The sequence below is a fragment of the Rhizobium glycinendophyticum genome, assembly GCF_006443685.1.
Classification (GTDB): domain Bacteria; phylum Pseudomonadota; class Alphaproteobacteria; order Rhizobiales; family Rhizobiaceae; genus Allorhizobium; species Allorhizobium glycinendophyticum.
Genome location: NZ_VFYP01000001.1, coordinates 2,854,084 through 2,880,496, shown reverse-complemented (window position 1 = coordinate 2,880,496; position 26,413 = coordinate 2,854,084). Strand labels below are relative to the sequence as shown.

The 26,413-nt window shown below is 62.1% G+C and carries 27 protein-coding genes; 13 read left to right on the top strand and 14 right to left on the bottom strand.

The window, feature by feature from the left end; genetic code table 11:
* Positions 1–173: 173 nt before the first annotated feature.
* The 5 genes from FJQ55_RS14110 to FJQ55_RS14090 form a co-directional block, all read right to left on the bottom strand.
* Positions 174–1,583, bottom strand: a complete 1,410-nt coding sequence (locus tag FJQ55_RS14110) for an FAD-binding oxidoreductase (RefSeq protein WP_140828810.1) — start codon at positions 1,581–1,583, stop codon at positions 174–176.
* Between the two features lie 2 nt (positions 1,584–1,585).
* On the bottom strand, positions 1,586–2,899 hold the full coding sequence (locus FJQ55_RS14105) for a cytosine deaminase (RefSeq protein ID WP_140828808.1): 1,314 nt from the start codon (positions 2,897–2,899) through the stop codon (positions 1,586–1,588).
* A complete protein-coding gene (locus FJQ55_RS14100) occupies positions 2,899–3,693 on the bottom strand; it encodes an ABC transporter permease (RefSeq protein WP_140828806.1) in 795 nt (264 codons plus the stop codon). Before FJQ55_RS14100 ends, FJQ55_RS14105 begins: the two co-directional genes overlap by 1 nt.
* Complete coding sequence (locus FJQ55_RS14095; RefSeq protein WP_140828804.1) at positions 3,693–4,511, bottom strand: ABC transporter ATP-binding protein; 819 nt, start codon at positions 4,509–4,511, stop codon at positions 3,693–3,695. Before FJQ55_RS14095 ends, FJQ55_RS14100 begins: the two co-directional genes overlap by 1 nt.
* A gap of 258 nt (positions 4,512–4,769) precedes the next feature.
* Positions 4,770–5,786, bottom strand: a complete 1,017-nt coding sequence (locus FJQ55_RS14090) for an ABC transporter substrate-binding protein (RefSeq protein WP_140828801.1) — start codon at positions 5,784–5,786, stop codon at positions 4,770–4,772.
* Between the two features lie 178 nt (positions 5,787–5,964).
* Between FJQ55_RS14090 and FJQ55_RS14085 the strand changes: the two genes are divergently transcribed.
* Positions 5,965–6,918, top strand: a complete 954-nt coding sequence (locus FJQ55_RS14085) for a LysR family transcriptional regulator (protein ID WP_140828799.1) — start codon at positions 5,965–5,967, stop codon at positions 6,916–6,918.
* 12 nt (positions 6,919–6,930) lie between these two features.
* Here the strand turns inward: FJQ55_RS14085 and FJQ55_RS14080 are convergent, their stop codons facing one another.
* Positions 6,931–7,731 carry a creatininase family protein gene (locus tag FJQ55_RS14080; RefSeq protein ID WP_140828797.1) on the bottom strand — a complete coding sequence of 267 codons (801 nt, stop codon included), beginning with the start codon at positions 7,729–7,731 and terminating at the stop codon, positions 6,931–6,933.
* 185 nt (positions 7,732–7,916) lie between these two features.
* Here FJQ55_RS14080 and FJQ55_RS14075 point away from each other — a divergent pair, with 185 nt between their 5' ends.
* On the top strand, positions 7,917–8,678 hold the full coding sequence (locus FJQ55_RS14075) for a metallophosphoesterase (protein WP_140828795.1): 762 nt from the start codon (positions 7,917–7,919) through the stop codon (positions 8,676–8,678).
* On the opposite strand, the gene FJQ55_RS14070 is transcribed toward FJQ55_RS14075, so the two are convergent.
* Entirely contained in the window at positions 8,675–9,577 is a 903-nt protein-coding gene (locus FJQ55_RS14070; RefSeq protein ID WP_140829303.1) for a DMT family transporter, read from the bottom strand. The two genes, FJQ55_RS14075 and FJQ55_RS14070, sit on opposite strands and share 4 nt — an antisense overlap.
* Positions 9,578–9,791: 214 nt before the next feature.
* Here FJQ55_RS14070 and FJQ55_RS14065 point away from each other — a divergent pair, with 214 nt between their 5' ends.
* From FJQ55_RS14065 to FJQ55_RS14050, 4 genes are all read left to right on the top strand, one after another.
* A complete protein-coding gene (locus FJQ55_RS14065; RefSeq protein WP_062281335.1) occupies positions 9,792–11,090 on the top strand; it encodes an adenylosuccinate synthase in 1,299 nt (432 codons plus the stop codon).
* 59 nt (positions 11,091–11,149) lie between these two features.
* Positions 11,150–13,684, top strand: a complete 2,535-nt coding sequence (locus FJQ55_RS14060; protein ID WP_140828793.1) for a hypothetical protein — start codon at positions 11,150–11,152, stop codon at positions 13,682–13,684.
* 150 nt (positions 13,685–13,834) lie between these two features.
* Positions 13,835–14,779 (top strand): ABC transporter ATP-binding protein, encoded by a 945-nt coding sequence (locus FJQ55_RS14055; protein WP_140828790.1) that lies wholly within the window; start codon positions 13,835–13,837, stop codon positions 14,777–14,779.
* Positions 14,776–15,570, top strand: a complete 795-nt coding sequence (locus FJQ55_RS14050; protein WP_140828788.1) for an ABC transporter permease — start codon at positions 14,776–14,778, stop codon at positions 15,568–15,570. The genes FJQ55_RS14055 and FJQ55_RS14050 overlap by 4 nt, the downstream gene beginning before the upstream one ends.
* Before the next feature lie 80 nt (positions 15,571–15,650).
* Here FJQ55_RS14050 and rpoH read toward each other — a convergent pair whose 3' ends face one another.
* Entirely contained in the window at positions 15,651–16,553 is a 903-nt protein-coding gene (gene rpoH / locus FJQ55_RS14045; RefSeq protein WP_140828786.1) for an RNA polymerase sigma factor RpoH, read from the bottom strand.
* 263 nt (positions 16,554–16,816) lie between these two features.
* Between rpoH and FJQ55_RS14040 the strand changes: the two genes are divergently transcribed.
* The gene (locus tag FJQ55_RS14040; RefSeq protein ID WP_161596987.1) at positions 16,817–17,746 is read left to right on the top strand and encodes a DMT family transporter; all 930 of its coding nucleotides are present in this window, start codon (positions 16,817–16,819) and stop codon (positions 17,744–17,746) included.
* Here the strand turns inward: FJQ55_RS14040 and FJQ55_RS14035 are convergent.
* Positions 17,721–18,749 carry an RluA family pseudouridine synthase gene (locus FJQ55_RS14035; RefSeq protein WP_140828782.1) on the bottom strand — a complete coding sequence of 343 codons (1,029 nt, stop codon included), beginning with the start codon at positions 18,747–18,749 and terminating at the stop codon, positions 17,721–17,723. The two genes, FJQ55_RS14040 and FJQ55_RS14035, sit on opposite strands and share 26 nt — an antisense overlap.
* 164 nt (positions 18,750–18,913) lie before the next feature.
* Between FJQ55_RS14035 and FJQ55_RS14030 the strand changes: the two genes are divergently transcribed.
* Positions 18,914–19,300 (top strand): hypothetical protein, encoded by a 387-nt coding sequence (locus FJQ55_RS14030; RefSeq protein WP_140828780.1) that lies wholly within the window; start codon positions 18,914–18,916, stop codon positions 19,298–19,300.
* A 6-nt stretch (positions 19,301–19,306) separates the two neighbouring features.
* Positions 19,307–20,140 carry a TrmH family RNA methyltransferase gene (locus tag FJQ55_RS14025; RefSeq protein WP_140828778.1) on the top strand — a complete coding sequence of 278 codons (834 nt, stop codon included), beginning with the start codon at positions 19,307–19,309 and terminating at the stop codon, positions 20,138–20,140.
* Positions 20,141–20,148: 8 nt separating this feature from the next.
* Here the strand turns inward: FJQ55_RS14025 and FJQ55_RS14020 are convergent, their stop codons facing one another.
* Both FJQ55_RS14020 and FJQ55_RS14015 read right to left on the bottom strand, forming a co-directional pair.
* Complete coding sequence (locus FJQ55_RS14020; RefSeq protein ID WP_167507707.1) at positions 20,149–21,288, bottom strand: coiled-coil domain-containing protein; 1,140 nt, start codon at positions 21,286–21,288, stop codon at positions 20,149–20,151.
* A gap of 192 nt (positions 21,289–21,480) precedes the next feature.
* A complete protein-coding gene (locus FJQ55_RS14015) occupies positions 21,481–22,014 on the bottom strand; it encodes a DUF1134 domain-containing protein (RefSeq protein ID WP_244474763.1) in 534 nt (177 codons plus the stop codon).
* A 244-nt stretch (positions 22,015–22,258) separates the two neighbouring features.
* Here FJQ55_RS14015 and chpT point away from each other — a divergent pair, with 244 nt between their 5' ends.
* Together chpT and FJQ55_RS14005 are read left to right on the top strand one after the other, a co-directional pair.
* The gene (gene chpT, locus FJQ55_RS14010) at positions 22,259–22,900 is read left to right on the top strand and encodes a histidine phosphotransferase ChpT (RefSeq protein WP_140828774.1); all 642 of its coding nucleotides are present in this window, start codon (positions 22,259–22,261) and stop codon (positions 22,898–22,900) included.
* Positions 22,901–23,015: 115 nt separating this feature from the next.
* Positions 23,016–23,378, top strand: coding sequence for a response regulator (locus FJQ55_RS14005; RefSeq protein WP_140828773.1), 363 nt, complete (start codon positions 23,016–23,018; stop codon positions 23,376–23,378).
* Positions 23,379–23,550: 172 nt separating this feature from the next.
* Here FJQ55_RS14005 and ctrA read toward each other — a convergent pair whose 3' ends face one another.
* A complete protein-coding gene (gene ctrA, locus FJQ55_RS14000; protein WP_054148338.1) occupies positions 23,551–24,252 on the bottom strand; it encodes a response regulator transcription factor CtrA in 702 nt (233 codons plus the stop codon).
* A 433-nt stretch (positions 24,253–24,685) separates the two neighbouring features.
* Here ctrA and FJQ55_RS13995 point away from each other — a divergent pair, with 433 nt between their 5' ends.
* Positions 24,686–25,036 (top strand): flagellar export protein FliJ, encoded by a 351-nt coding sequence (locus FJQ55_RS13995; RefSeq protein WP_062279749.1) that lies wholly within the window; start codon positions 24,686–24,688, stop codon positions 25,034–25,036.
* A 97-nt stretch (positions 25,037–25,133) separates the two neighbouring features.
* Here FJQ55_RS13995 and FJQ55_RS13990 read toward each other — a convergent pair whose 3' ends face one another.
* On the bottom strand, positions 25,134–25,421 hold the full coding sequence (locus tag FJQ55_RS13990) for a GNAT family N-acetyltransferase (RefSeq protein WP_140828771.1): 288 nt from the start codon (positions 25,419–25,421) through the stop codon (positions 25,134–25,136).
* 64 nt (positions 25,422–25,485) lie between these two features.
* Here FJQ55_RS13990 and FJQ55_RS13985 point away from each other — a divergent pair, with 64 nt between their 5' ends.
* Positions 25,486–25,989, top strand: a complete 504-nt coding sequence (locus tag FJQ55_RS13985) for a paraquat-inducible protein A (RefSeq protein ID WP_140828769.1) — start codon at positions 25,486–25,488, stop codon at positions 25,987–25,989.
* 85 nt (positions 25,990–26,074) lie between these two features.
* Here FJQ55_RS13985 and sciP read toward each other — a convergent pair whose 3' ends face one another.
* Positions 26,075–26,350 carry a CtrA inhibitor SciP gene (sciP, locus tag FJQ55_RS13980; protein ID WP_006725852.1) on the bottom strand — a complete coding sequence of 92 codons (276 nt, stop codon included), beginning with the start codon at positions 26,348–26,350 and terminating at the stop codon, positions 26,075–26,077.
* Positions 26,351–26,413: the final 63 nt, after the last annotated feature.

Here is a 26,413-nt window from a genome sequence, read left to right as displayed (position 1 = left end):
CGTTTGTCCCAGCATTCCGATCCTTCGCCGCCTGATGCCGAGGGATGGGGGATGCCATGTCGTCGAGAGCATGAGCCGGAGGAGGCCGGCCGGGAGTACCTTCGGAATAAGTTCTTTCCGGCGGTTCATCGTTGCGGCTCCGGAACGGGGAGCCGCAACTAATTTCAGGGGCCTCAGGAGGCTTCGGAAAACACCTCCAAGCCGGGGAACAGGTAATTCTTCCCCGCCGAAAAATCGAAATCGGGATTTTCCCAGGCGATCATCTTGCCGGGGTTCAACAGCCCCTTCGGGTCCGTCTCCTTCTTGAAGGCGAGCTGGACCTGGTCCGTCTGCTTCATCCCGCCTTCCTCCAGCGTGTAACGATGCGGGTTGAAGATCGGGCAGCCATTCTCCTCGTGGATGCGGATGATCTCTTCGAGCCTTTCCTTGGTCGTGTAGCGCACCAGAGGCAGGCCGGCGCACTGGATGTGGCCGTCGAATTTGATGAATTCGAGATGGCCGATGACCTCGTCGGGGAAGAGTTCGGTCATTACGCGGACCTTCTCGACATGGTCGGGGCCAGGATACTGGACCTGCAGATAGGTGATGTCGCTGTCGAGTTTTAGGGCGCGTAGCGTGGTGTGGTTCCAGGCGAGCTCATAGGCATGTGGGATGCCTTTCATGCTCTCGACCGTGTCGGAGCGGAAACGGACATCGCCCTTCATCTTGTCGGCGAGCGCCAGGAAGGGCTCCATGGAGTGCGGCGCCACCATCAGCACGACGACCGACTGACCCTCTTTCAGCCAGGGTTTGTGGCGGGTGAAGTAGTCGAAGGGGATCGGTGCGGCGATCGGGGCGACTTCCTTGAGCAGGATGCCGTTCTTGTGGGCGAGCGCATCGGCGAATTTCACCGCATCCATGAAGTCGTCATAGCCGACGATGACGTCGACCCAGTCATAGGCAGGCGCCAGCGGCATCTCGACTTCCGTAATGATGCCGTTGGTGCCATAGGCGTGGGAAACCTTCTGCAGATCCCAGGCGGAGAGTTCGAGCACGCGCGGTTCTGCTTCCATCGTGACGACGCGAAGCCGCAGGATGTTGCCGAGGTCGCGGAGACCACCCCAGGTGATCGAGCCGACGCCGCCGGAGCCGCCGGCAATAAAGCCTGCGATCGAGGCAGTCTGGGCGGTCGAGGGGTGGAAGCGCAGTTCCTGGCCGGAATGGGCCTTGGTCTGCTTGTCGAGCTCGGAGATGATGATGCCGGGTTCGCAGATCACGCGACCGGGCAGGATCTGCTTGATCTTGTTCATGTTGATGAGGTTGAGCACAATGCCACCCGAAAGCGGCATGGCTTGGCCGTAATTGCCAGTGCCGCCGCCACGCGGGGTGACCGGTACGCCATGGGCATAGGCAACCTTCAGCGTGCGGATCACCTCTTCTTCCGTCGTGGGCGAGACGATCAGGTCACCAATTACGTTTTCCAGCTCGGCCTTCAGGATCGGCGAATACCAGTAGAAATCGCGGCTTTTCTGTTTGACGAGCGCCGGATTGTCCTCGACGGCGATGCCCGCCAGCTCTTCCTTGATTTTGGCGTAGTCAGCCATGGCTAAACTCCAAGCAACGGGTCAAGTTCGCGGTAATCCGGCAGGCTGCGGTCGATGCCCATGCCATTCCGCATCACGATGCGGTCGGCCTGCGGACGGGAGAGGAATTCGCTCCAGCGGCGGGCGCTGAAGAGGACGAGATCCGCCTTGCCGCCAACGGCGATGCGGCCATGGTCGGGGCGCTTGAGGATATCGGCGGGAGTGCGGGTGACCACGCGGGCTGCGGTATCGAGCGGATGGTCGAGATGGATGATGCGGACGGCCTCGCGGAAGACCTCGACCGGATCGAGATCGCCATAGGCATAGAAGGGGTCGCGGGTGTTGTCGGAGGAGACGGCGGTGGCGACGCCGGCTGTCGTCAGTTCGTGGAACAGGGTGACGCCGCGCTGGCGGGGCGTGCGTCCAGAAACGCGGTCCTGCAGATACATGTTGCACATCGGCAGCGAGACGACCGAGAGGCCGGCCTCAGCCACCAGATCGATGGTGTGTTTTGCCAGATCATCGTCCTGGCGGGCGAGCGAGCAGCAGTGACCGACGGTGACGGACCCTTCGAAGCGGTTGCGGATCTTGGCTTCGGCAATGGTCTTCAGCGTCAGGGTTTCCTTGTCCTGCGTCTCGTCAACATGCAGGTCGATGTCGAGGCCCTTTTCGGTTGCCGTGCGGAAGAGAATGTCGAGCTTTTCGTCGAGGCCCGGCATCAGATAGGTGACGCCGCCGAGCAGGCCCTTATGCGCAACGATCACATCGACCAGATCCTTGAAGAAGGCCTCGTCGGTGATCTGGTCGAAGGGGAAGAGGGCGGCGGCCTGCAGGTCGACCTTGCCGGCCCAGGCATCGCGGACTTCGGCGAAGACTTCGAAGGAGATGCGGTGCTGGGGCGCAAGGCTGTCGAGATGGGTGCGGATCAGGCTGGTGCCGTGGGCGTAAGCCGTGCGCAGGGAAAATTCCATCCGGGCTTTGACGTCTTCGGCGGTCCACCGGGCCTCACGATCGGCTTTCACGGCTTCGAGGGCACCGATGAAGTCGCCTGTCGGGTTCGGCTTGCGGTCCCAGATATGGCCCTTGTCGAGATGGGTATGCATGTCGACGAAGGTTGGCCACACCATGCCGTTGCGAAGATCGGTCGAGGGCAGGCCCGATGGCGCCTCGCCGGGTTTCAGTATCGCCTCGACCTTGCCCTCGGCGACCACGATGTCGGCGCTGATCAGGCCCTCGCAGGCGGGTGCCTCGATGCCATCGACGCAGATATCGGGCAGCGTTGCGTTCGCGAGAACGAAGCGCTTGGCGGCGGGCAGAGTGGCAACGGCATTCGACATCAGTTTTCTCGTTTCAGGCTGCTCTCGTGCCAGCGATGCAGCGCCAGCCAGGAAATGAAGGAGGTAATGGCAAAGATCACGACGCCGAGGCAGGAGAGCAGGAAGAGGGCGGCAAACAGGCGGGGAATGTTAAGACGGAACTGGGCCTCGAGCAGGCGGAAGGCAAGGCCCGATCCGGCGCCGGCAGAACCTGCGGCAAATTCGGCGACGACGGCGGCGATCAGCGCGAGGCCGCCACCGATGCGCAAGCCCGTCATGAAATAGGGCAGGGAGGCCGGGAGCTTCAGGTAAAGCAGGGTCTGCCAGCGCGAGGCGCCGTAGAGGTCGAAGAGGTTCAGGAGATTGTGGTCGACGCTCTTCAGGCCCTGGACCATGTTCGAGAGGATCGGGAAGAAGGCGACGAGGAAGGCGCAGATCAGGAGCGCCACCTGTGTCGAGGGCGCGTAGATCAGGATCAGCGGTGCGATCGCCACGATCGGGGTCACCTGCAGGATGACGGTGATCGGATAGAAGGCGACCTCGATCCACTTCGACTGGACGAGGAAGACCGCGATGCCGACGCCGCCCAAAAGTGCCAGCCCGAGCGACATCAGGGTGATCTTGGTGGTGACCCAGAGCGCCGGCGAGAGCGTGCCCCAGTCCTTGACCAGGGCGCCGGCAATGGCGATCGGCCCTGGCAAAATGTATTGCGGCACGCCGGAGACCCAGACGCCGAGCTGCCAGATGACCAGCAGGGCGCAGACGACGAGGATCGGCACGAGGATTTTCAGCAGGGTTTCGGCCGGTCCGTTCATCAGTGTTCCTCCCCGCCGATCGCTTCGAGCAGTGTTCTGGAGACGGTTTCACAGGCCTGGCGATAGTCTTCCGAGGTCCGATAGAAGGCGTCGCGGTCGAGGCTGGTCTGCAGCGGGAAATCCGCATGCACCCGGCCGGGGCGCGCCTTCATGACGACGATGCGGCTCGAGAGATAGGCGCTTTCGTACACCGAATGGGTCACGAAGATGACGGTAATGCCCGTGTCCTTCCAGAGCTTCAGGACGTCGTCGTTCAGCTTCTGGCGGGTAATCTCGTCGAGGGCCGCAAAGGGTTCGTCCATCAGCAGCAGTTTCGGCTTGGTGACCAGCGCCCGGGCAATCGAGACGCGCATCTTCATGCCGCCGGAGAGTTCGCGGGGATAGGCATCCACGAAATCCTTCAGGCCGACGCGTTCCAGAGCGGCCATGATGTCGTCATAGGCGGCGTGTTTCGAGACGCCGCGGAGTTTCAGGGGCAGGTAGACATTGCCGAAGACGGTTGTCCAGGGCATCAGCGTCGGCTCCTGGAAGACGAAGGAGATGTCGCCGTCGGGGAGCCCCTTGGAGTTGATGCGCGAGCTTGGCCAGTCGATGGTGCCGGATGTGGTGTCGCCAAGACCGGCGATGATGCGGAGCGCCGTCGACTTGCCGCAGCCGGAGGGGCCGAGCAGCGAGACGAATTCGCCACCGTTGACGGTCAGCGACATGCCGGTCAGGGCAACCGTGCCGCTGGAGAAGACCTTGGACACGTCCTTCATCACCACCAGCGCCCGGCGCTGTTCTGGGGGAGGGGCGGTGATGGGATCGATCTCAGCCATGCGATACTCGGTTTGAAGGAATGCCATTCGGCAGTGCCAGCGGGTAAAAAGTCCCCCTCTGGCCTGCCGGCCATCTCCCCCACAAGGGGGGAGAGGATCCGTGGCGACCGCTCGCTTCCCCTGAAGCAAAGGCGGTGGCGGCTGGGTTAAGCCCTCCCCCTTGTGGGGAGGGTTTGGGAGGGGTTTTACTGTCAGTTAACGACGATCACCCCCACCCGCAGCTTTGCTGCGACCTCCCCCCTCACGGGGGGTGAGAAATCACTTCTTCAGCGCCATCCCGACGCCCTTGCAGACGAACTGCGTGGTATACGCCTTCTTGTAGTCGAGGTCGGCGGGCTGGACGCCGATCTGGACCATGGCGTCGAAGAAGGCCTTGTATTTGTCGTCGGTCATGCAGCCGATGCCCTTGTCGAGCGCTTCGGCGGATTCGACGATGCCGTATTCCTTCATCTTCTTGATCGAGTATTCGATCTGACCATCCGTCATTTCCGGATTGTCCTTCTTGATGAGGTCGTTGGCGGCCTTGTTGTCGCCGTAGAGATAGTTGTACCAGCCCTCGATCGAGGCGTCGACGAAGCGCTGCACGACATCCGGCTTGCTCTCGACCATGGTCGCGGTCGTGGTGATCATCGTCGAATAGGGGCTGTAGCCGTTGTCGGCGAGCAGGAAGACTTTTGGCGCCCAACCGGCCTGCTTCTCGATCTCATAGGGTTCGGAGGTCAAATAACCCTGCTGGGCCGACTTTGGATCGGCGATGAACGGGGCCGGGTTGAAGGTGTAGGGCTTGTACTTCTCGTCGGTGAAGCCCTCGAAGTTCTTCTTCATCCATTCGTAATAGGTAACGTAGCCGTCCTTGCCCATGAAGATGGTGTCGAGCTTGGCGAGGTCGGCGAACTTCTCGATGCCCTGATCGGGATGGGCGAGCAGGACCTGCGGGTCCTTCTGGAAGATCGCCGCGACATCGACCAGAGGGATGCCTTCCTTGACGGCGTCCATCTCGCCGAGCGGGCTGCCCATGTAGAAGTCGACCTTGCCGGCGATCAAGAGCGAGCGGTTGGCGGCCTGCGGGCCGCCCTGGACCACGGTGACCTTTAGGCCGTATTTTTCATAGGTACCGTCGGCCACGGCCTGATAGAAACCGCCATGTTCGGCCTGGGCGAGCCAGTTGGTGCCGTAGGTGACCTCGTCGAGTGCAAATGCCGCGGAGGTCGAAGATAGCGAAGCCGCAAGGCCCATCAGGGCAAGGAGGCTGGTCTTGGTGGGCATGTCGCGCATTGATCGTTCCCCTGTTCGTTGCAGGACCCGTTTTCGGGCTCCCTTTTTGGTCATTTGATCGGTCCGATTGCGTCTTGAAAAGCATCAAAATTCGTCCGCATCGATGCTTTTTTTGCACTGCTCGCGGGATTGCTGCATAGTGATGCGGCATGGCTAATTTTTGCGCAGCGGAGGTCTCATGCTTCACTCCCGGAAGCTGGTCTACATCAATGAAATCGTTCGATGCGGCTCGATCCGCAAGGCGGCCGCGCGGCTCAACGTGGCCTCGTCCGCCGTCAACCGGCAGATCCTGGCGCTGGAGGAGGAACTGGGTGCGCCGATCTTCGAGCGGCTGCCGAAGGGGCTCAGGCTCACGGCAGCCGGTGAACTCTGCGTCGAACATATCCGCGAGGTTCTGAAGAATTACGAGCGGCTGGAGGGACGGCTGCGCGGGCTCAAGACGCCGCAGATCGGCAAGGTCTCGCTGGTGACGACCGTCGGGCTCGCCTCCGGGCCGCTGCCCGCCGTTCTCGCGGGCTTCATCGCCAAGCATTCGCGGGTACAGATCAAGCTGCGCAGCGACGGCGGGGTGACGACGATCAATCCGGTGCTGACGGGCGAGGTCGATGTCGGTCTGGGCTTCAACATACCGGCGACGCCGGGCATCCGGACGCTCGCCAATTTCGACGTGCCGGTCGGTGTCGTGCTGCCACCCGGGCATCGGCTGGCGCTGGAGGAGGGGCCGGTCGATCTCGTTGACGTCGTGCAGGAACCCTTGATCCTGGCACAATCGGGTACCAGCCTGCGCAATATCATCGATCTGGCGCTGGCACCGCTGCCGCTTTTGGTCGAGCCGGTCCTTGAAACGAATTCGTCGGAGTTGATGAAGCAATTGGTCAAGGCTGGGACGGGGCTGACCTTGCTCAATCCGCTCGATGCGCTCGCCGAATGCCGGCGCGGCGAACTTGTGTTCCGGCCGCTGACCGAGGCGCATGTGCGCCATCAGCCGATGAAGCTGTTTGCCCGGGCGCGGGCGACGCTCGATTCGGCGACAAGCCTGTTCGTCGAATATCTGATGCAGGAACTGGTCGTGCTGGTCCAGGATCTCAAGGACCGGGGCCATATTCCTGAAAGCATTCGCGGCGGCGCGTGAGGCGACCGTTTCTCAGTCAGGCGTGTAGAGGTTCGACAGGGGATAGGCGGCGACGTCGCGCAGCAGCTCGATGAAACCGGCCACCTGATGTTTGCAGATGGCCTCGCCCTTTTCCGCCGTGCCCTTGGAGGCATCGCCAACCACGCCATGGGGGTTCAGGTCGTGGGCGATCCAGGCCAGCGAATGCGGCGGGAGCGGCGTCAGGTATTTCGAGTTCGCGCGCATCTGCTCGGCCTTCGAGACGAAGTTCTGAGCCTTGTCCATGCGCACCAATTCGGGGCGGAAATGCAGCATCAGGGAGGTCTCGACCTCGCCGCCATGAATGCCGTAGCGGCTCTCATGCTCGGAAATCATGCCGTCGGGATTTCCGAAACGGCCCCACTGGGTGGAGACGACGACCATCTGGTGGCGGACGCGCAGTTCGCGGGCGACGATGCTCATCACATCGACATTGCCGCCATGGGAGTTGACGATGACCAGCTTGCGGATGCCGGCCTCGGCCACCTTGCTGCCGATCGCCGTCCAGGCCGGGATCAGGAGTTCCGGGCCGAAGGACAGACTGCCGGGGCCGTAGACGTGTTCATTGGCCTTGCCGATTTCCTGGGTCGGCAGGACGAGGAAATCGAGGTCGTCGGGGCGCTGCGCCTTCAACTCCGCCAGCATGCCATTGGCAATCGCGACATCCGTGGCGATCGGCAGATGGGGGCCGTGCTGCTCGGTCGAGGCGATGGGCAGGACGGCGATCGTGGTGTCGGCGGAAAGGGCGGCGAAGTCCGTCGTCACCAGTTCGTTCCAGAAGAAGGGTTTCGCCATTGCCGTGCCTCTTTGTCTCGTTTCATCGACCGATAGGGCAAAACGGCAGGCTTCGAAAAGCATCATAATCAGTGCAGGCCGCTGCCTTTTTGGATACGCATGCGAAGGCTGTAGGTCAGACAGACGCGACGCTTCAATCCATGATAGAAGACAGCGGCACGGATAGCAGGCAAGGGGATGCGGCCATGGGAACGGACGAGGTGCAACAAGACGGATTGCGTCCGAGGGTGACGATCGAACCTGGAACCTATTCCGCGATCTATGCCGTGGGCGACGTGCATGGCTGTCTCGAGCCACTGCTCGCACTTGAAGATAAGATTAAAGAGGATGCGAGCCTGCGCGAGGGGCGCAAGCTGATTGTTATGCTGGGCGACTATATTGATCGGGGCCCGCAATCGGCTGCGGTGCTCTATCACCTCAGCGCCGCGCCACCGGTCGGCTTCGACCGCATCTGCCTGCGCGGCAACCACGATGATGCGTTTCTCGACTATCTCAAGGGCGATCCGGCGGGCGACTGGTATCTGGAGCATGGGGCGGATACGACGCTGCGATCCTATGGACTGGACGTCGAGGCGCATGGTCCGTTCGTTGGCTCGAACTTTGCTCTCCGGCAAGCGGTTCGATCGGTCGTTCCAGCCAGCCATGTCGAGTTTCTCGAGGCGACTGCGGTGATGGTGACGGTCGGCGCGGATGTCTTCGTGCATGCCGGGATCCGGCCGGGGCGGCCGCTGGTGGAGCAGGAGGACGAAGACCTCTTGTGGATCCGGCGGTCGTTTCTCGACCTCGGCCCCGGTTTGCCGGTGCGCGTCTTTCACGGCCATACGCCGATGCGCGAGGCCTTTGTCGGCCCTGACCGTGTGAGCCTCGACACGCATTGCTACAAGTCGGGCCGGCTGACGGCAGCCCGGCTCAGTGACGGCGAAGTGGACATCCTTTCAGTCGGCTAGGCATTCGCCTTGAGCGGTTCGCGCGGCTTGCCCCATTCTGCGATGGCGATGCCACCAAGCACAAGTGCGAGCGCCAGGATGTGGAAGTATTCCAGCGTCTCGCCGAGAAGCGTGATCGACAGCAACGTGCCGAAGACCGGCACGAGATTGATGAACAGCCCCGCCCGGTTGGCGCCGATGCCTTCCACCCCCTTGATGTAGAGGATCTGCGAGATTAGCGAGGGGAAGAAGCCGCAATAGAGGATGATCATCCAGCCGCGTGCGTCGGGCAGAATCATCTGGCCTTCGCCGGCTTCCCACCACAGGAGCGGCAGGCTGGTGAGGGCTGCGGCGAGCGCCGGCACGGCCATCAGGCTCTTCCAATGCACCGCCGGCTTCCAGCGCAGCGATATCGTGTAGACGGCATAGGCGATGCCGGCGCAGAGCATCAGCAGGTCGCCGTAATTCAGGGTGAGGGTGAGGAGCGTCTGCAGATTGCCGTGCGAGGCCGTGACGGCTGCACCGGCAAAGCTAATGACGAAGCCCAGGATCTGGATTGCGGAGACCGGGATGCGGAACAGCAGGAAATTGATGACGAAGATCAGGACCGGAATGGCGCCCTGTTCGATCGCGCCGTTTACGGCGCTCGTATATTTGAGCGCCGTGTAGAGGAAGCCGTTGAAGGCGGCGTAACCGACGGCGCCGTAGAAGATCAAAAGCTTCCAGTTCGCCTTCAGGAGATCCCAGTCCTTGCGGATCTGCGGGACCGAGATCGACGCGATCACCAGGGTCGCCACGGCCCAGCGGCCGAAGCTCAGGGCCATCGGGCTGACATGACCGAGCGCCAGTTTGCCGGCGATGGTGTTGCCGCCCCAGAGCAGTGTTGTGATGACGAGATAGATATAGGCGCGGATCGGCAAAGCGTTTCTTCCCTGCATGTCTGCGCTCGTTCCGGGAGACGTCAGAGCGCATCCATCGCAGCGCGAATTGCCTCGGAAATAGGCGAGGGGTCGACCTTTGTCACGCAAAAAGCCAAATCGCCCCGCAAAACGGGTCGATTTCCCAAAAACAACACAGTATAGATGCGCGGGTTTGGGTGAGGCGCAGGCACTGCGCGATAAACAGGATTTCGAAATGACGAATGTCGTGGTGATTGGTTCGCAATGGGGTGACGAGGGCAAGGGCAAGATTGTCGACTGGCTCTCCGAACGGGCGGATATCGTGGTCCGCTTCCAGGGTGGACACAATGCCGGCCATACGCTCGTCATCGACGGCGTGTCCTACAAGCTGTCTCTTCTGCCGTCTGGCGTCGTACGTCCGGGCAAGAAGGCCGTCATCGGAAATGGCGTGGTTGTCGACCCGCATGCGCTGATCGCCGAAATCGGCCGGTTGAAGGACCAGGGCGTGTCGGTCACGCCGGACAATCTGCGGATTGCCGAAAATGCCACCCTCATCCTGTCGCTGCACCGTGAACTCGACGGCATGCGCGAAGACGCTGCCTCCAACAGTGGCACCAAGATCGGCACGACTCGCCGCGGTATTGGTCCTGCCTATGAAGACAAGGTCGGTCGCCGTGCGATCCGTGTCATGGATCTCGCCGACCTCGACGCGCTGGAAGGCAAGGTCGAACGCATCCTCACCCATCACAACGCGCTGCGTCGCGGCTTCGGCGTGGCCGAAATCGAGCACAAGACGATCATGGAGGAATTGACCTCGATCGCCGACCGTGTGCTGCCTTTCATGGATTCGGTCTGGGTGCTCCTGGACAAGGAGCGCCGCAAGGGTTCGCGCATCCTGTTCGAAGGCGCTCAAGGGTCTCTGCTCGACATCGACCACGGCACCTATCCTTTCGTCACCTCCTCGAACACGGTTGCTGGCCAGGCCGCCGCCGGTTCCGGCATGGGCCCGGGTTCGCTCGGCTATATCCTCGGCATCACCAAGGCCTATACGACGCGCGTCGGCGAAGGTCCCTTCCCGACCGAGCTGCATGACGAGATCGGCCAGTTCCTTGGCGAGAAGGGCCATGAGTTCGGCACAGTCACGGGCCGCAAGCGTCGTTGCGGCTGGTTTGATGCTGCGCTCGTTCGCCAGTCGGTCGCCACCAATGGAATCACCGGCATCGCGCTCACCAAACTCGACGTTCTCGACGGTCTGGAAGAGCTGAAGATCTGCGTCGGCTACAAGCTGGACGGCCAGGAAATCGATTATCTGCCGGCCGCCCAGGCCGCTCAGGCCCGTGTCGAGCCCATCTACATCACGCTCGAAGGCTGGAAAGAGTCGACCGTCGGTGCCCGTAAATGGGCCGATTTGCCGGCCCAGGCGATCAAATATGTGCGCCAGGTCGAAGAACTGATCGGCGCGCCGGTCGCCCTTCTGTCGACAAGCCCAGAGCGGGACGACACGATACTTGTGACGGACCCTTTCGAGGACTAATCTGAAGTTTAATAAATTTTGCCGGTCGAATCCGCTCCGGCAATAATGAGAAAGTGCTGATGGCTGACTTTATCGCAGTGATTCGACGGGCCGTGGATGGCCTGTCGAACAATACTCCGGAAATGCGTGCACGGGTCTATGAAAAGGCCCGTTCGGCCGTTGTGCGGCAGCTTGAGAACATGTCGCCGCGTCCGCCGGAGCACATGCTGCAGCGGCAGTTGGAGAAGCTCGACGCCGCCATTCGGGAAGTTGAAGCTGAACACGCCGAGGCCTTGCCGGCGCTCGACGAGGTTGCGGTGCCGGCTTTCGAACCGCAAGCCGCACAGGCGCCAGAGCCGCACGCTGCCCACGAGCCGCAGCCGGTCTGGGCCGAGCCGGCACGTGGTCCTGAGCCGCTTTTTGCCGATCCGGGTACTGCGGCACATGCGTCTCCTGAGCCGGAACAGACGGTTCCTGAGGCCGCGGTCGAGCATGATTATGCGGCCGTCGAGCACACCGAATATCGCGAGCCCGAGGCGCCTGCTGTCACCGGCGACGACTGGGCCGATGCCCATATGAGCGAGCCCGCACCGGCATCGGCATCGGAGGTGTACGCATCCGAGGCCGAAGTCGTGGCAGAAGAACCGCGGCCCGCAGCTGCTGCCGAGCCCGCTCCGTCAGTCTGGTCCGATCCCGATTATGCCTTGACGGGCGGCGAGACCGATTACGCCAACATGTATGATGCGAAGGTGTTCGGCGATGCGCAAGCGCGCGACGCGGCACCAGCTGCCGAATCTCGGCTTGAGGCAGCCTTCTCCGCCGCCGAAGAACGTCGCATCGAGGCGAGCCCGGTAACGCCGGCGGAGCCTGCCTTTACCGGCTGGGCCAATGCGCCCGAGCCGGAATTCGCCGCAGACCGACCTGTTGCCCCGGCCTGGGGCGAGGTTGCCGATCGTGACCAAGCGGCGGAAACTGGCGATAGTCTCATCGAACCTGCCGATTTCGCCGCTCCGGCGGAAGAACCCCGGCCCGCCGTTTCCGATGCCGTGGACGACTGGCTGCAGAGCCGCGCGAGCGATCCGACGCCGGCCATCCCTGCTGCCAGCTGGGATTTGCCGCTGGGGATCGCTCCCGCGGCAAATAGGGTCCCGGAGCTACCGGAGATCGAGCCTGCGCCGGTTTCTATTTCCCACACGCCGACGGACGAATTCCCCGCCTATCAGGAACCCGTCCACGTTGAAGTCGAACAGGATTTTCCGGTGCCGGCCGGTCTCAGCCTGGAGCAGAGCCAGCCCGAGCCGTTCGAGACGGTCGCTGCCGCGCCCGCTGTCGCCCAGGCGGCCGCAACCATCGATCCCGACGATTTCAGCCAGTGGTTCCGCGACAATGCGGAGGTTCAGGCATCCGTCGCAACGGCTGCCCCCGGCACCAGCGAATTGCCTGCGACACCTGACTGGGATGCGCATCTCCAGAGCTTCTCGCCGGACGCCAAACCCGCGACCATCGATCAGGACAGTGATATCGGCCGGATGATGGGCGGCTATGATCAGCCTGCCTATCGACTGGAGCCCAAAAAGCGCCGCAACCTTGCCCCCATCGTCCTCGGTGTCGTTGGCCTGCTGGTTATCGCGGGTGTCGGCTATGCCGGCTGGACCTGGCGCGACGATATCGGCAGCATGGTCGCGAACCTGACCGGCGCGCCGGAAAAGGCGACCGAGGGAGAGACGACGCCGGCGGCGACAAGTCCGGCTGCAACGGATGCGGCGCCTGCAGCGACTGCGCCGACCACGCCCACGCCCACGCCCGCTGCGACGGCCACGGCCCCGGAAGACGGTGCCGCGAGCGGCCAGAAGTTCACCCAGCGGCTGCGCGCCGATGGCTCTGAGATCGATGAGGGCGCGGGCGCCGCTCCAGCCGGCACCGCCGAGGAGGGACGTTCCGTCTCTGCCCAGACCGTTGCTTCAACCATCGAACCGACCGATGCCCCGGCTTCGGCAACGCCGACAGCAGGCACCGCGCCCACCAATGCCGCATCGTCGGCAGCCCCCGTTGCCGGTGGCGAGAAGCTTTTCCTCTATGAAGAGCGTCTCGGTCAGGCCACCCCGGTTGCCGTACCGGGATCGATCATCTGGTCGGCCGTGCGCGAAACCGGCCCAGACGGCAAGCCCGACCCGCAGATCCAGGGCAAGCTCAACGTGCCCGAGCGCGGCATTTCGGCGCTCGTTACGATCAAGCGCAACACCGACAACTCGCTGCCGGCGAGCCACCTCATCGAAGTGGTGTTCTCGGTGCCGGCCGATTTCGAAGGCGGTGCCATCGACAATCTGCAACGCATCGCGATGAAGCGAACCGAGCAGGATCGCGGCGATCCGCTCGTGGCTGTTACCGCCAAGGTCACCGACGACACCTATCTGGTTGCGCTCAACGACTTTGCCGATGTGATCAAGCGCAATATGGAACTGCTCTCGACCCGCGGCTGGATCGACATCCCGGTCACCTACCGCAATGGTCGCCGGGCGCTCCTCACCTTCGACAAGGGCACACAGGGCGCCAAGGTCTTCGAACAGGTCATGCGCGAATGGGCAGCGCTTGCGCCGCCCGCAGCAGCGAACTGAGCGATCGGTTCTGGAATTTTCAAATCCGCCGAGAGACATTTCGGCGGATTTTTTATTGGGCGGGGGCTGAGGTGTCCCTGCCAGGGCGACAAGACCGCGTCCTGCTCGCGCTCGATTTCCGGGCCGCAGGCTGGCAAAAGGAGAGAGCCGATGACATCGATTGCCGGAGACCTGCGTGAACGTCCGGCGGATCATCCGGCTCCAGATTCGGCCATTACCTTCGTCTCCATCGAAAAACGGTTCGGGCGGAGCGGCGTGTCCGTGCAGGCGCTGGACGGCCTGAGTCTCGGCGTGCCCAAGGGCGCGGTTTACGGTCTGCTGGGGCCGAATGGTGCCGGCAAGAGTACGCTGCTCAGGATCCTTGCGGGACTTTTGACGCAAGATCGGGGTGAGGTGCGGATTTTCGGCGAGGCGGCGGGCACCGCAAATCGCCGCCGTCTCGGCATGCTGATCGAAACCCCGAGCTTTTACCCCTTCCTTAGTGCCCGTGAGCATCTGCAGATGCTGGGGCGCTTTACGAACACGTTGCCGCTCGTCGAACCGATCCTGCGACGTATCGGCCTGGAGCAGGCTGCAGACAAAACCGTGTCCGGCTTTTCTCTTGGCATGAAGCAGCGACTGGGCATTGGTTGCGCGCTGATCGGGCAGCCGGAGGCCATCATCCTTGATGAGCCGACCAATGGGCTCGATCCGGACGGCATCCTGGAAATGCGTGCGCTGATCGGTGAGCTTGCCCATCGCGACGGCCTGACTGTGCTCTTATCCAGCCATCTCCTAGACGAAGTACAACGGGTCTGCGACCGCGTTGCGATCCTGCAGCATGGGCGGTTGGTGGCAGAGGGTGCCGTCGCCGACATGCTCGACCGGGATGGGCGCTTCTGGATCTCGGTGGACACGCCTGATGTGCTGCTCCAACGGCTTGGCGCACAGGCGGAGGCGGGCGATGGCGGGATTTACGTGCGGACCGAAAGGGAGCAGGTGCCCGATTTGATCGCATCACTCTCGGCTGCAGGCATGCGCATCCATGAGGCGAAATGGGTGAAGCCCGATCTGGAAACCATCTTCCTGTCGCAGACGCGGGAGGCCGGCCGATGAGAGCGCTGTTGTCCAGTGAGATGCTGAAGCTTCGCCGCCAGCCGTCGACCCTATTCTGGGGCTTCCTCGCCGTGCCGATCGTGGCGCTGCTGTTCAAGCTAATCATCGAAGGGTTGCTGTTTGTCCGCATGGGGCGGCAAACCAGCGGAGATGTCGACCTATTCCTCTCGGCCGCCAAGAGCCTCAGCCTGTCCGGGAACTCGATCGGGCAACTGATCTATGCCATCGGCATCGGCTCCGTGTTCTTTCTCGATTATCGCCAGGCAACGTGGCGGCTTCTGGTGCCGCGACACGGTCGAGCGTCGCTGTTTACGGCGAAGGTCCTGACCTGCATTACGTGGCTTGCACTCGGGCTGCTGCTGGCAGCATTCGGCGACATGGCGCTCAATCTCGTCTTGTCTGTTGCCAAAGGCCAGGGCGCCGGTTTTGTCATGCTTTCCGGCCAATCCTTCTTAACGCTTGTTGCCGCCTTTATCTGCGCTCTTCTGGAACTGGCGGTGCTCGTCGCCTTTGTGACGACGCTCGTGGTGATTTTCCGCTCGATGATCGCTGCCGTGATCCCGGCATTTCTGCTCGCAATCGGTTCAACGGTGTTGCAGCTCTATCTCGGCGCGGATGCCGACCGCCTGCCGCTCCCGAGTTATGCAGCTGGGTGGTTGCGGGACTGGATACTCACCGGTGGGTCGCCGATGGCGGGCGTTGCGGGGCTGGTGATCCTCGTCGGATGGTGTGTCATCCTGTTTGCGCTGGGGCTCTTCCTCTTTTCGCGTCAGCAACTGGCGACGGAATAGACGCAGAAGGTGTTCGAGAAACAAAAAACCGCCCGATCTCTCGGGCGGCTCAGACTGTGTAGCGAAGGGGATCAGGTGCATTAAGCCTCGACGACCCTCAGCGCCTTGGCCCGTTCCATCGCGTCCTTCTGAACGGCTTCCTGGACCTTTTCGAAGGCACGCACCTCGATCTGGCGCACGCGTTCGCGACTGATGTCGAACTCGGCGGAAAGCTCTTCGAGCGTCACCGGGTCTTCCGCCAGGCGACGCGCCTCGAAGATGCGACGTTCGCGATCGTTCAGGACGCTCATCGCCCGCTGCAGCATGCGGCGGCGGGTTTCCAACTCGTCCTGCTCGATGAGCACGGCTTCCTGGCTTTCGTGGTCATCAACCAGCCAATCCTGCCATTGACCGCTCTCGCCTTCGGCAGCGCGCAAGGGCGCGTTCAGCGAGGCGTCGCCGGACAGGCGGCGGTTCATCGAGATGACTTCTTCCTCGGACACGTTCAGCTTGGTGGCGATCTCGGCCACCTGATCCGGCTTCAGATCGCCTTCCTCGATGGCCTGGATCTTGCCCTTCAGCCGACGCAGGTTGAAGAAGAGACGCTTCTGATTGGCGGTCGTGCCCATCTTGACCAGAGACCACGAGCGCAGGATGTATTCCTGAATCGAGGCCTTGATCCACCACATGGCATAGGTCGCCAGACGGAAGCCGCGTTCCGGATCGAACTTCTTGACGGCCTGCATCAGGCCGACATTGCCCTCCGAGACGACTTCGCCGATCGGCAGGCCGTAGCCGCGATAGCCCATGGCGATCTTCGCCACGAGGCGCAGATGGCTGGTCACCATGCGATGGGCAGCTTCACGGTCGCCATGTTCGGCATAGCGCTTGGCAAGCATGTATTCTTCCTGGGGTTCCAGCATCGGAAACTTGCGGATCTCGTCCAGGTAGCGATTGAGACCGGCTTCGCCGGCGGTGATGGAAGGCAGACTGTTGCGGGCCATATAGCACCCCCTTTTCTTCGTGGACTCCCTGAAAACCGGCGAGTCCCATCTCCGTGGATCTCTCTATCCCACAGAAATCCGTATGACAGATAAGTATGGCAAAACAGCGATACAAGATTTGCGTTCCCTCACGAGAGCGTGACGGTGTGTTCGGAATCCGAGATAATCGAACACGTCGAGTAACGTCGCCTGATGACGTCCCGGTGGCAGTTGGGGTCTGCTACAAGGGGGCTATAGTTTATGTCTTTCAGAAGGTGCGCCGCATGTCCATCTCCTCCTATTCGCGAGGGCTAATTGCCGTCACGGCCGCGACGGTGGCGCTGTCCACGGCGGGGCTGATGACGCGGCTCGTATCGATCGACGGGCCGACGCTGCTCTTTCTGCGCGGGACGATCGCAGGTCTGTTCCTTCTTCTCTGCCTCGTCGGGACGGCACGGGGGCAGGTGGTGGAGGATTTTGCCCGACTCGGCTGGGCGGGTCTCCTCATTTGTGCGACATCGGCCGCCTGCGCCGTGCTGTTCATCGGGGCGCTCTATACGACCTCCGTCGCCCATGTTGCGATCATTTTCGCCACCTGTCCGTTTCTGGCCGCCGGTCTCGGTTATCTGCTGCTCGGCGAGCGACCCGGTCGGCCGGCGCTGGTCGCCAGCGGCGTGGCGATGGCAGGGGTGGTGGTGATGATCGGCAGTGGCGAGGAAGGCACGCTTCTCGGCGATTTGCTGGCCTTCGCCATGACCGGCATGGTGGCGCTCTGGACGGTGCTGATCCGCCGTCATCCCGATAAACCGGCGCTGCCCTGTACGGTGGTTTCCTGCCTTATGAGTGCTGCCCTCGCATTGCCCTTTGCGGCGCCCTTTGCGGCATCCGGCCATGACCTGCTGGTGGTTCTCGGCTTCGGGGTGCTGGCCTTTTCGCTGGGCTTCCTGCTGCTGACTCTGGGGGCGAGGGACGTGCCGCCGGTGGAATCGGCGCTGATCGGAGCGCTGGATGCGCCGCTTGCGCCTTTCTGGGTCTGGCTGGTGGTGGGCGATCAGCCTTCGCCGACCACGCTGATCGGCGGGGTCATCGTTCTCGCCGCCGTGATCGGTCACGTTCTCCTGGCACGTCACGTGGTGGCGCCGGACGCTGCGGTGCCGGTCGATCGCTTAAGCGGTCCGCCCGCCGTCGTCAGATCGCCTTCAAGGCGTCGATGACCTTCTGCAGATCGGCCGGGACTGGGGCTTCGAAGTGCATGGTCTCACCCGTCGTCGGGTGTTCGAAGGCGAGCAGATAGGCATGCAGGGCCTGACGGTGGAACTTGCTCACCGCCCGCTTGGCGTCTTCCGGCAGAAGATTGGCCTTGGTCTTGAAGGCCGCGCCATATTCCTGGTCGCCGATCAGGGGATTGCCGATATGGGCCATGTGGACGCGGATCTGATGGGTGCGGCCGGTTTCCAGGCGGCACTCGACCAGCGAGGCGAGGCAGGTGGCATCCGGCTTTTCGCCGTAACGCTCCAGCACGGTGTAATGGGTGATCGCCTCGCGAGCATCGTCGGTGTCCTCGCGCTTCACCGTGCGCTTGGTGCGGTCGGCACCGGAGCGGCCGAGGGCCGCATCGATCGTGCCGGCAAGCGTGCGCGGGCGGCCCCAGACCACGGCGCGGTAGGCGCGCTCCAGCGGGCCGGTGCGGCCATGGTCGGCGAACTGGTCGGCGAGGTGACGATGGGCGATGTCGTTCTTGGCGACGACCATGACACCTGATGTGTCCTTGTCGAGGCGGTGGACGATGCCTGGGCGCTTGACGCCGCCGATGCCGGACAGGCTGTCGCCGCAGTGGTAGATCAGCGCATTGACCAGCGTGCCGTGCCAGTTGCCCGCACCCGGATGGACGACGAGGCCGGGCGGCTTGGCGATGACAATCAGGTCTTTGTCTTCATAGAGCACGTCGAGCGGGATGTTCTCGCCCTTCGGCTGCGGGTCTTCCGGCGCCGGCAGGTCGATGACGACGACGTCGCCGGTCTTGATCTTGCGGTTGGGCGAATCCAGCAGCACGCCGTTCACCTGCACGGCGCCTTGTTCGATCAGTGCCTTCACCCGGTTGCGGGAAAATTCTGCCCCCAGCGCCGCTGTCAGCCAGGCGTCGATGCGGCCTGCGGCATCCGCATCGGCAATCAGCTCTTTTCTTGCGGCAGTGCTTTCGGTAAAGGGGGCGCTCATCGTGTCATTCCGTCTTTCCTCGACCGACGGTGCGGCCCGGTTTTCCTGCCATGTGGCACAGACCGGCGCTTTCGACAATCGATTGCCGGATGATTTTGCTCCCGTTGCCCCGCGAGGGACACTGTGGATACGACCGTGAAGCTTCTAAAGGACCGACCGCGATCATGACCCATCTCGACGACGAACAGGACGAAAAGCCGCTGGATCCCGCGATGGAAAACGTGCGCCGCAAGATGATCAAGCTGCAGTTGGTCTCCGGCGGTATCATGGCGGTGCTGTTCCTCGCGGTACTGGTCGCCATCGGCTACAAGCTGACGCGAGATGACGGACGAACTGCGCCTGCCGCGACGGTCGCACAGCCCTTTGCCGTGCCGTCGGGCCAGCCACTATCGATGACGGCCGATCTGCCGGCCGGCTTCCGGGTTCTCTCAGCCTCGCTCTCGGGCAGCCAGATGCTGATCCTCGGAGAGACCGCTGGCGTCAAGAAGACGTTCATCTTCGATCTTTCGCTCGGCCGCATCATCGCCGACGTCACGCTGTCGGAAAAGTAACTGTCCATGGCCGGCGGGACCCCGATCGAGATCACCGATCCCGCCGATCCGCGGATTGCCGAATTCACTGACATCCGCGAGCGCGATCTTACCGGCCGCCATGGGCAGTTCATTGCCGAGGGCACGGTGGTGCTGTCGATGCTCGCGAAGGCGCAAGCGGCCGGCGGGGATGTGGTTGCGGAAAAGCTGCTGATCCTGAAGAACCGGCTCGCCGGACTTTCCGAACTGCGTGAGCGCTTTCCGGCCGACATCCCTGTTTACATCGCGGAAGCGCCCGTTCTCGATGCCATTGCCGGCTTTCATTTGCATCGCGGGGTGCTGGCCCTTGGACGGCGGTTGCCACCGCCTGATATAGCGGAGCGGATTGCCTCGCTGCCAAACGACGCGCTGGTGCTGGTCGGCTGCGGAATTTCCAACCATGACAATATCGGCTCGCTGTTTCGGAACGCCGCTGGCTTTACCGCCGATGCGGTGCTGCTCGACGAAACCTGTTGTGATCCGCTGTATCGCAAGGCGTTGCGCGTCTCGGTCGGTTCAGTGCTGACAATGCCCTATGGCCGGCAAGGGTCAGCCGAGGAGCTGTTGGGCGCGTTGGCGTCAGCGGGATTTGAAATCTGGGCGCTGTCGCCGGCGGGCAAGGTCGAGATCGGTGCAATTGCGCCTGGCCGGCGCGTGGCCCTGGTCATGGGCACCGAAGGCGAGGGGCTGCCGGAGGCGATCCTCAACCGCTTCCGCTCGGCCCGGATTGCTCAGGCACCGGGGCTGGACAGCCTCAATGTCGGTACGGCGAGCGGAATTGCGCTTTACGCAATCGCCCGCGCCATGGGGCGGCTGGGCTAATTCAGCGATTATTCCGCCGGCGAAGGTTGGCTGGCCGTTCTGCCGACAGAGGGGTCCAGCGCCATCACGCGGTCGACCAGGCTGCGCGGGGCATTCGGGCTGCGCGTCGGCTGGGTGATCAGGTCGCCCAGGGGAGTTACGCCTTCGCCGGAGCCTTCGCGCATGGAGGTCAGCAGGATCATCTTGGCGGCGATGTCGCCCAATTCTTCGCGCAGTTCATCGTCTTCGGCGGAGGAGGTTGCCTTCAGCAGCCGTTCGGTCAGGGCCGTCTGGCGATGGCGGATATCACTTTCGAGAAGGTCCGGGCTGAGGCGCGGGGCAGGTGTCAGGTCATCGGGCATGGTGTCCTCCGTCATGTCGGGCAGAGGCAGGCCCGCCTGCTTGAGGCTGCGCTGGGCAGTTCTGAGCTGCGCGTTGGCGCTCTTCAGCTTGGCCTTGAGGTCTGCCAGTTCACGCTGCCGGCGCTCCAGAGCCGAGCCGGTATCGGCCCGGTCGGCAGCATCCCGGGCGAGGCTGTCTTCAAGCCTCAGCACCTTATGCTCTTCCTGTGCCAGGCGGATTTCGGCGTCCTTGGCGCGTTTGACGAGCAGCTTGTTCTCGCGACGCAGTTCCTCGCGCTCGTCGCGCATGAACTGGATGCGTGTCTTCAGCGTGTCGATTTCGGTGTCGCGGCTCATGGCCTCGATGCGCATGTGATCGATGTCGCTCACCAGCCGGCCGATGCGATGTGCGCGCTCCTCCAGCTCGACATCCTTGGCGGCGGTGGCGATCTCGACCCGCCGCAGCGTTTCGCGGACGGTCGCGACGTCGAGGTCGGCGCGGCGCAAGCCGGAGCGCAAGTCGGCGGCTTCCGTGCTCATTTCATTGATCTGGGTGTGCAGATCCTGATTCTCGGCGACCAGGCGACCAGCGTCCGCTGCAAGCGTCTCGTTCTGAAGGCGAAGCGCGATTGCCTTTTCGCGCTCACGGGTGAGCTCGTGCTGGGTCTTGGCGTTTTCCGCGGCGTAGAGCGCGCGCACCATGTCCTTCTGAGCCCGGATCTCCTGAGGGCTCAGCGGCATCGTCGCCTTCAGGCGGTTCTCTGTATAATGGACGACGCGGCGATGGATAGCAGGCGCCAGCAGCATCGCGAGGAGCGCCGCGGCCATAAATCCCATTCCGAACAGTAGGGTATATTCAATCACGGCAGGGCCACAGCGTTTGCATGAGCGTTAGGACATATTTAATCATGGTGGCCTCCTCCCGGCAAGGTTGCCTGCCGGGGGAGCACCGGAATCTCGCACTATGCCTAACGACAGAGCAGAACCAACTTGCGTGAGCCTGAGTTCCCTGGTGTGATGTCAGAAGGGGTTCCAGGTGGGGGTGCGGGTCAACTTCAGATAGCCGACATTGACACCGAGGCGGGCACCGACGCCGGTGCGGATCGGCACCAGCACCACGTCGCGGCTTTTCAGGACCGTCATGCCGACGCCGGCGACGATATAGGCCGAGCCGCTGACGCCGCCATAGCGGGCATAGAGCGTGTCGACATTCGGCAGGTCGTAGACCAGCATCATGGCGCGTGTCCCATTGCCGCCGTAGTCGATGCCGAGCGAGGGGCCCTGCCAGAAGACGTCGTGCTGGCCGACATTCTTGGTGTAAAGCGTGCCTTCGCCGTAGGTGAGGCCCGCGATCAGTGCGCCGGAGCCTTCCTGGCCGAGGATGTAACCATTTGGCAGGCCATATTGCTCGAAAGCCTGTTCGATGACTTTGGCAAGGGCGCCACTGGTCTCGCCGAAGAAGCCGTGTCCGGCGTCGACGACTTCCTGGATCGTGTATTCGCCTGCCGCCTGGACCGGACGGGGGGCTGCGGCCAGTCCGGACAGAACAAACATGCCGAGGAGGAAGAGCCGCGCGGCGGGGAAGGTGCGGATTGTCAGGTGACGCATGGAGCCTCCTTGATGTGAAGTCGATGGATTCGGCTTCTCCGATGGGGGTAATTAAACCTAGCGAGCATCATCTTAATAATCGGTTTACCAAATATGGTGTCATTATGGCCGACACGGAATCCGGTGATGCTGCAGCCCCATGTTCCTGCTTGACCGCTGCGCAACCGACGACACTCTTCTGGAGATGACCATGGCGAAAAACCCCAATCTCACGCTCGCGGGTCCCGATCTCGCGGCCCTTTTGTGCAGCCGCGTCTGCCATGACGTGATCTCGCCGGTCGGTGCGATCAACAACGGTCTGGAACTGCTAGACGAGGGCGGCGCCGATGCCGACGCGATGGACCTGATCCGGACCAGCGCGCTCAATGCCTCGGTTCGCCTCAAGTTTGCCCGTCTCGCCTTCGGTGCCTCCGGCTCGGTCGGCGCGTCTATCGATACCGGCGAGGCGGAAAAGGCGGCCAAGGATTTCGCCGCAGCCGAAAAGAAGACGGAAATCACCTGGAACGGCCCGCGCGCGATCATCGCCAAGAACCGGGTCAAGCTGCTGCTCAACCTCTTTTTGGTCGCCTATGGCGCAATCCCGCGCGGCGGTTCGCTCGACATCACCCTGGAAAATCCGGAAACCGATGCGAAGTTCAAGATCGTCGCCAAGGGGCGCATGTTGCGCGTTCCGCCAAAATACCAGGAGATCCTGTCCGGCCACCTGGAAGAGGCGGTCGATGCCCATACGATCCAGCCCTATTACACGGTCCTTCTCGCGGATGAGGCCGGCATGGAGCTGAAATGCGTGCCGAGCGAAGGCGAGATCGCTTTCACCGCCGAGGTTGTCTGAACGATGTCCCGTTTCGGGACCGGCACCGGTTCCAAGCGGTAACGGTTCCTTAGGCGCTGTGGCATAAGGTGCTTCCAGCAAGACTATTTGCCCGTCAACGGGAGAGGAAACGGCCATGAAGCGCCTCATGATTGCAGACGGCTCGGACGTGGTTCGCAAAGTGGGCCGCAAGATCCTTGCGGAACTCGGCTTCCAGGTTGCGGATGCGTCGAGCGGTCGGGAAGCGCTTGCGCTTTGCGAGCGCGAATTGCCTCATTTCCTGATCGTTGATGCTGCCATGGACGATGCGCTGGATCTGATCACCAATGTGCGCGCTCTGCCGAACGGCAAGGACGTGCGGATCTATTACTGCGTCATCGAGGCGGAGCTTAAGGTAATGATGGCCGGCAAGCGCGCTGGCGCCAACGACTTCCTGCTGAAGCCCTTCGATCGCCAGATCCTGACGGCAACTTTCGGCGACAAGGCAATGGCGGCCTGAGGGGCCATCTACCCGAAACTCCAGATACGTTCATAGGCGGCACCTTCGGGTAGCCGCCTTTTTCATTGCCCGGTGAATGCTCGGGTAGGGTGGGGTCTCGATTCCAGATCAAACGCAAAAGGCCCGCATCGGTGATGCGGGCCTTTCGAGGCAACGTATGCGGGGAGACGGATCAGGCCGTTTCCATGTATTCCGCGCCATCGGGCTCGCGCAGCACGTAGCCGCGACCCCAGACGGTTTCGATGTAGTTGGCGCCGCCGGCGGCATTGGCAAGCTTCTTGCGCAGCTTGCAGATGAAGACGTCGATGATCTTCAGTTCCGGTTCGTCCATGCCACCATAGAGGTGGTTGAGGAACATTTCCTTGGTCAGCGTCGTGCCCTTGCGCAGCGAGAGCAGTTCGAGCATCTGGTATTCCTTGCCCGTCAGGTGGACGCGCTGGCCGCCGACTTCGACGGTCTTGGCATCCAGGTTCACGATCAACTCACCTGTGATGATGATCGACTGGGCGTGACCCTTGGAGCGACGGACGATCGCGTGAATGCGGGCAACGAGCTCATCCTTGTGGAAGGGCTTCGTCATGTAGTCGTCGGCACCAAAACCGAGACCGCGTACCTTGTCCTCGATGCCGGCCATGCCGGAGAGAATGAGGATCGGGGTCTTTACCTTCGACAGGCGGAGCGTGCGAAGCACCTCGTAGCCGGACATGTCGGGGAGGTTAAGGTCGAGCAGAATGATATCGTAGTCGTAGAGCTTACCGAGATCGACACCTTCTTCGCCGAGGTCGGTTGTGTAGACGTTGAAGCTTTCCGATTTGAGCATCAGTTCGATGCTCTGAGCGGTCGCGCTGTCGTCTTCGATGAGTAGAACCCGCATATTTATCCCCTTTACCGCCGCCGAAAGGTCGAGATGTCCCCCTACGCGATACGGATCCAGTCGTTGCCTGATTTGCAGGCTGCCACCAAATGGTTAACAAATTCTGATTCCCTCTGGCAAGGTGTATCGGATTTATTAAGCAAAGATTTCAGCCCCATGATTTTGCATGTGTTTCGGTCATCGCCACACTTGAATCTGCGCCTCAGGTTTCACCCGTAACCGATTCATTTGACTCATCATTGTCATGTGCCGTTTTCCGGCGCTGGCATTTACTGACCCTTAAGTGATCCGCCTTATCATTAACGATGCCCGTAAACGAAAGGTTACCAAGGGTAGCTTTTTGTTAACGCCGCAGACTTTTTTTGGACGGTTCGCGGTCGGCGTGTTGAGTAGCAAGTGTGGCGGGGGGTCTCGCATCACGGGAGTATTGCGTATGAAGTCGCGTGAGAGCCTGGTTCGCCTGAAAGGTTTTCAGGTCACCGAAAAGCGTCGGCAATTGCAGCAGTTGCAGTCGATGATGGCGGAGTTCGAACGGATGGCGAAAGAGCTCGAAGCTCAGATCGGCATCGAGGAGAAAAAGTCCGGCATCACGGATCCCAATCATTTCGCCTATCCCACCTTCGCCAAGGCTGCTCGCCAGCGCGCGGACAATCTTCAGGTCTCGATCCGGGAACTGAAAGTCCAGCAGGAAGCAGCAGAACTGGCGTTGGAAGAGGCAGAAGCGGAATACCAGAAGGCCTCGGCGCTCGAAGAGCGTGACGGCCAGATGCGTGTTCGGGCCTGAACCGACGACGGTTTAAGCCGGTTGAGACTATGAAAAAGGCGGTCGCAGCTTTGCCTGCGCCCGCCTTCATGCGTTCAAGATCTGCCGTCCGCGGTCGTCAGCTGTTGCGCACGTCGTTCCAATCGGGGTGACGATCCATCTGCGCCTTCATGAAAGGGCAGAGGGGGATGATCTTCCAGCCGCCCGTTCTTGCTTCGGCGACCGCATGTTCTGCGAGCGCCTGGCCGACACCTTTGCCGCGTAGGGCATCGGGGACCTGTGTATGATCAATGATGATCAGTGTCGGTGATGCCCGGGAAAACGTCATTTCCGCCGGCTCCGCGACGCCGTCGACATGGCCGAGATAGCGACCGCCGGTGCCTCTGTCCTCGCTGGTGATCTGCATCTCTTGGCCCTCCTGTTGCCGCAAACTCTGGCATCTGTTTAACATCGGGCTTCTGCCGGCGCCAATGTTCCGGCTCGTGACACAGCGTTCAGCGTGGAGAGGCTTGTTGTCGATCTGGTCGAAAGCCTTGCTGCTGGTTCTTGCGCCAGCTTTTCTGGCGCTTGGAGTGACGTTGCCGCTGATGCGGTTCGAGAGCTTCTATGTCCTGAAAAGCGATGCGTCGCTTGTCGGCATCGTTGCCGCCTTGTGGACGGGCGGGAACATGTTCCTTGCAGTCCTCGTCGGGCTGGTCTCGATCGTCTTTCCCATCGCCAAGCTGTTGCTGGTCACCGCCGAAAGCCTTTCAGAGGATCGAAATGGTGGGCCCGGCTGGGTCGGGCGGGTGGTGCCACATCTGTCGCGTTGGTCGATGATGGATGTGCTGCTGGTCGCAATCGTGGTCTTCGCTACCAAGACCAGCGGACTGGCGCAGGCCTTCTCCCAACCGGGTCTGTGGTTTTATGCGGGATCGAGTCTGATGGCGGCCGTGCTGCACAGATGGCCGAAGGCCGCTCCGAGAGATGTATAAAACCGGCAGGCGGGGCCATGCCGGTTCTGTGATGGGTCTTTTTCTGAAAATCTAAAGCGCGCCGGACAGGCCGGCACAGAACAGATTAATGGCGATATTGCTGGATTCGCGTGGTGCGCAGGCCCGGCAGGCCGTGATCATTTATGGAAGACTGCCAGGACAGGAACTCTTCTACGGTCAGCGTGTAACGTTCGCAGGCCTCTTCGAGGCTCAACAGGCCACCACGCACGGCCGCGACAACCTCTGCCTTGCGGCGGATCACCCAGCGGCGTGTGTTGGCCGGCGGAAGATCGGCAATGGTCAGGGGGCTGCCATCGGGGCCGATGACATATTTAACTCGTGGGCGGATCATTTCGGTCATTGGACTCTCTATACAAACTCAAGACCACACAGCCGCATACTAGGAGCGATGCTTTAAAATTTG

Excerpts from the sequence above, each read along its gene's own strand:
- FJQ55_RS14110 (WP_140828810.1), bottom strand. The coding sequence starts at position 1,583 with ATGGCTGACTACGCCAAAATCAAGGAAGAGCTGGCGGGCATCGCCGTC.
- FJQ55_RS14105 (WP_140828808.1), bottom strand. The coding sequence starts at position 2,899 with ATGTCGAATGCCGTTGCCACTCTGCCCGCCGCCAAGCGCTTCGTTCTC.
- FJQ55_RS14100 (WP_140828806.1), bottom strand. The coding sequence starts at position 3,693 with ATGAACGGACCGGCCGAAACCCTGCTGAAAATCCTCGTGCCGATCCTC.
- FJQ55_RS14095 (WP_140828804.1), bottom strand. The coding sequence starts at position 4,511 with ATGGCTGAGATCGATCCCATCACCGCCCCTCCCCCAGAACAGCGCCGG.
- FJQ55_RS14090 (WP_140828801.1), bottom strand. The coding sequence starts at position 5,786 with ATGCGCGACATGCCCACCAAGACCAGCCTCCTTGCCCTGATGGGCCTT.
- FJQ55_RS14085 (WP_140828799.1), top strand. The coding sequence starts at position 5,965 with ATGCTTCACTCCCGGAAGCTGGTCTACATCAATGAAATCGTTCGATGC.
- FJQ55_RS14080 (WP_140828797.1), bottom strand. The coding sequence starts at position 7,731 with ATGGCGAAACCCTTCTTCTGGAACGAACTGGTGACGACGGACTTCGCC.
- FJQ55_RS14075 (WP_140828795.1), top strand. The coding sequence starts at position 7,917 with ATGGGAACGGACGAGGTGCAACAAGACGGATTGCGTCCGAGGGTGACG.
- FJQ55_RS14065 (WP_062281335.1), top strand. The coding sequence starts at position 9,792 with ATGACGAATGTCGTGGTGATTGGTTCGCAATGGGGTGACGAGGGCAAG.
- FJQ55_RS14060 (WP_140828793.1), top strand. The coding sequence starts at position 11,150 with ATGGCTGACTTTATCGCAGTGATTCGACGGGCCGTGGATGGCCTGTCG.
- FJQ55_RS14055 (WP_140828790.1), top strand. The coding sequence starts at position 13,835 with ATGACATCGATTGCCGGAGACCTGCGTGAACGTCCGGCGGATCATCCG.
- FJQ55_RS14050 (WP_140828788.1), top strand. The coding sequence starts at position 14,776 with ATGAGAGCGCTGTTGTCCAGTGAGATGCTGAAGCTTCGCCGCCAGCCG.
- rpoH (WP_140828786.1), bottom strand. The coding sequence starts at position 16,553 with ATGGCCCGCAACAGTCTGCCTTCCATCACCGCCGGCGAAGCCGGTCTC.
- FJQ55_RS14040 (WP_161596987.1), top strand. The coding sequence starts at position 16,817 with ATGTCCATCTCCTCCTATTCGCGAGGGCTAATTGCCGTCACGGCCGCG.
- FJQ55_RS14035 (WP_140828782.1), bottom strand. The coding sequence starts at position 18,749 with ATGAGCGCCCCCTTTACCGAAAGCACTGCCGCAAGAAAAGAGCTGATT.
- FJQ55_RS14030 (WP_140828780.1), top strand. The coding sequence starts at position 18,914 with ATGACCCATCTCGACGACGAACAGGACGAAAAGCCGCTGGATCCCGCG.
- FJQ55_RS14025 (WP_140828778.1), top strand. The coding sequence starts at position 19,307 with ATGGCCGGCGGGACCCCGATCGAGATCACCGATCCCGCCGATCCGCGG.
- FJQ55_RS14020 (WP_167507707.1), bottom strand. The coding sequence starts at position 21,288 with ATGGCCGCGGCGCTCCTCGCGATGCTGCTGGCGCCTGCTATCCATCGC.
- FJQ55_RS14015 (WP_244474763.1), bottom strand. The coding sequence starts at position 22,014 with ATGTTTGTTCTGTCCGGACTGGCCGCAGCCCCCCGTCCGGTCCAGGCG.
- chpT (WP_140828774.1), top strand. The coding sequence starts at position 22,259 with ATGGCGAAAAACCCCAATCTCACGCTCGCGGGTCCCGATCTCGCGGCC.
- FJQ55_RS14005 (WP_140828773.1), top strand. The coding sequence starts at position 23,016 with ATGAAGCGCCTCATGATTGCAGACGGCTCGGACGTGGTTCGCAAAGTG.
- ctrA (WP_054148338.1), bottom strand. The coding sequence starts at position 24,252 with ATGCGGGTTCTACTCATCGAAGACGACAGCGCGACCGCTCAGAGCATC.
- FJQ55_RS13995 (WP_062279749.1), top strand. The coding sequence starts at position 24,686 with ATGAAGTCGCGTGAGAGCCTGGTTCGCCTGAAAGGTTTTCAGGTCACC.
- FJQ55_RS13990 (WP_140828771.1), bottom strand. The coding sequence starts at position 25,421 with ATGCAGATCACCAGCGAGGACAGAGGCACCGGCGGTCGCTATCTCGGC.
- FJQ55_RS13985 (WP_140828769.1), top strand. The coding sequence starts at position 25,486 with ATGTTCCGGCTCGTGACACAGCGTTCAGCGTGGAGAGGCTTGTTGTCG.
- sciP (WP_006725852.1), bottom strand. The coding sequence starts at position 26,350 with ATGACCGAAATGATCCGCCCACGAGTTAAATATGTCATCGGCCCCGAT.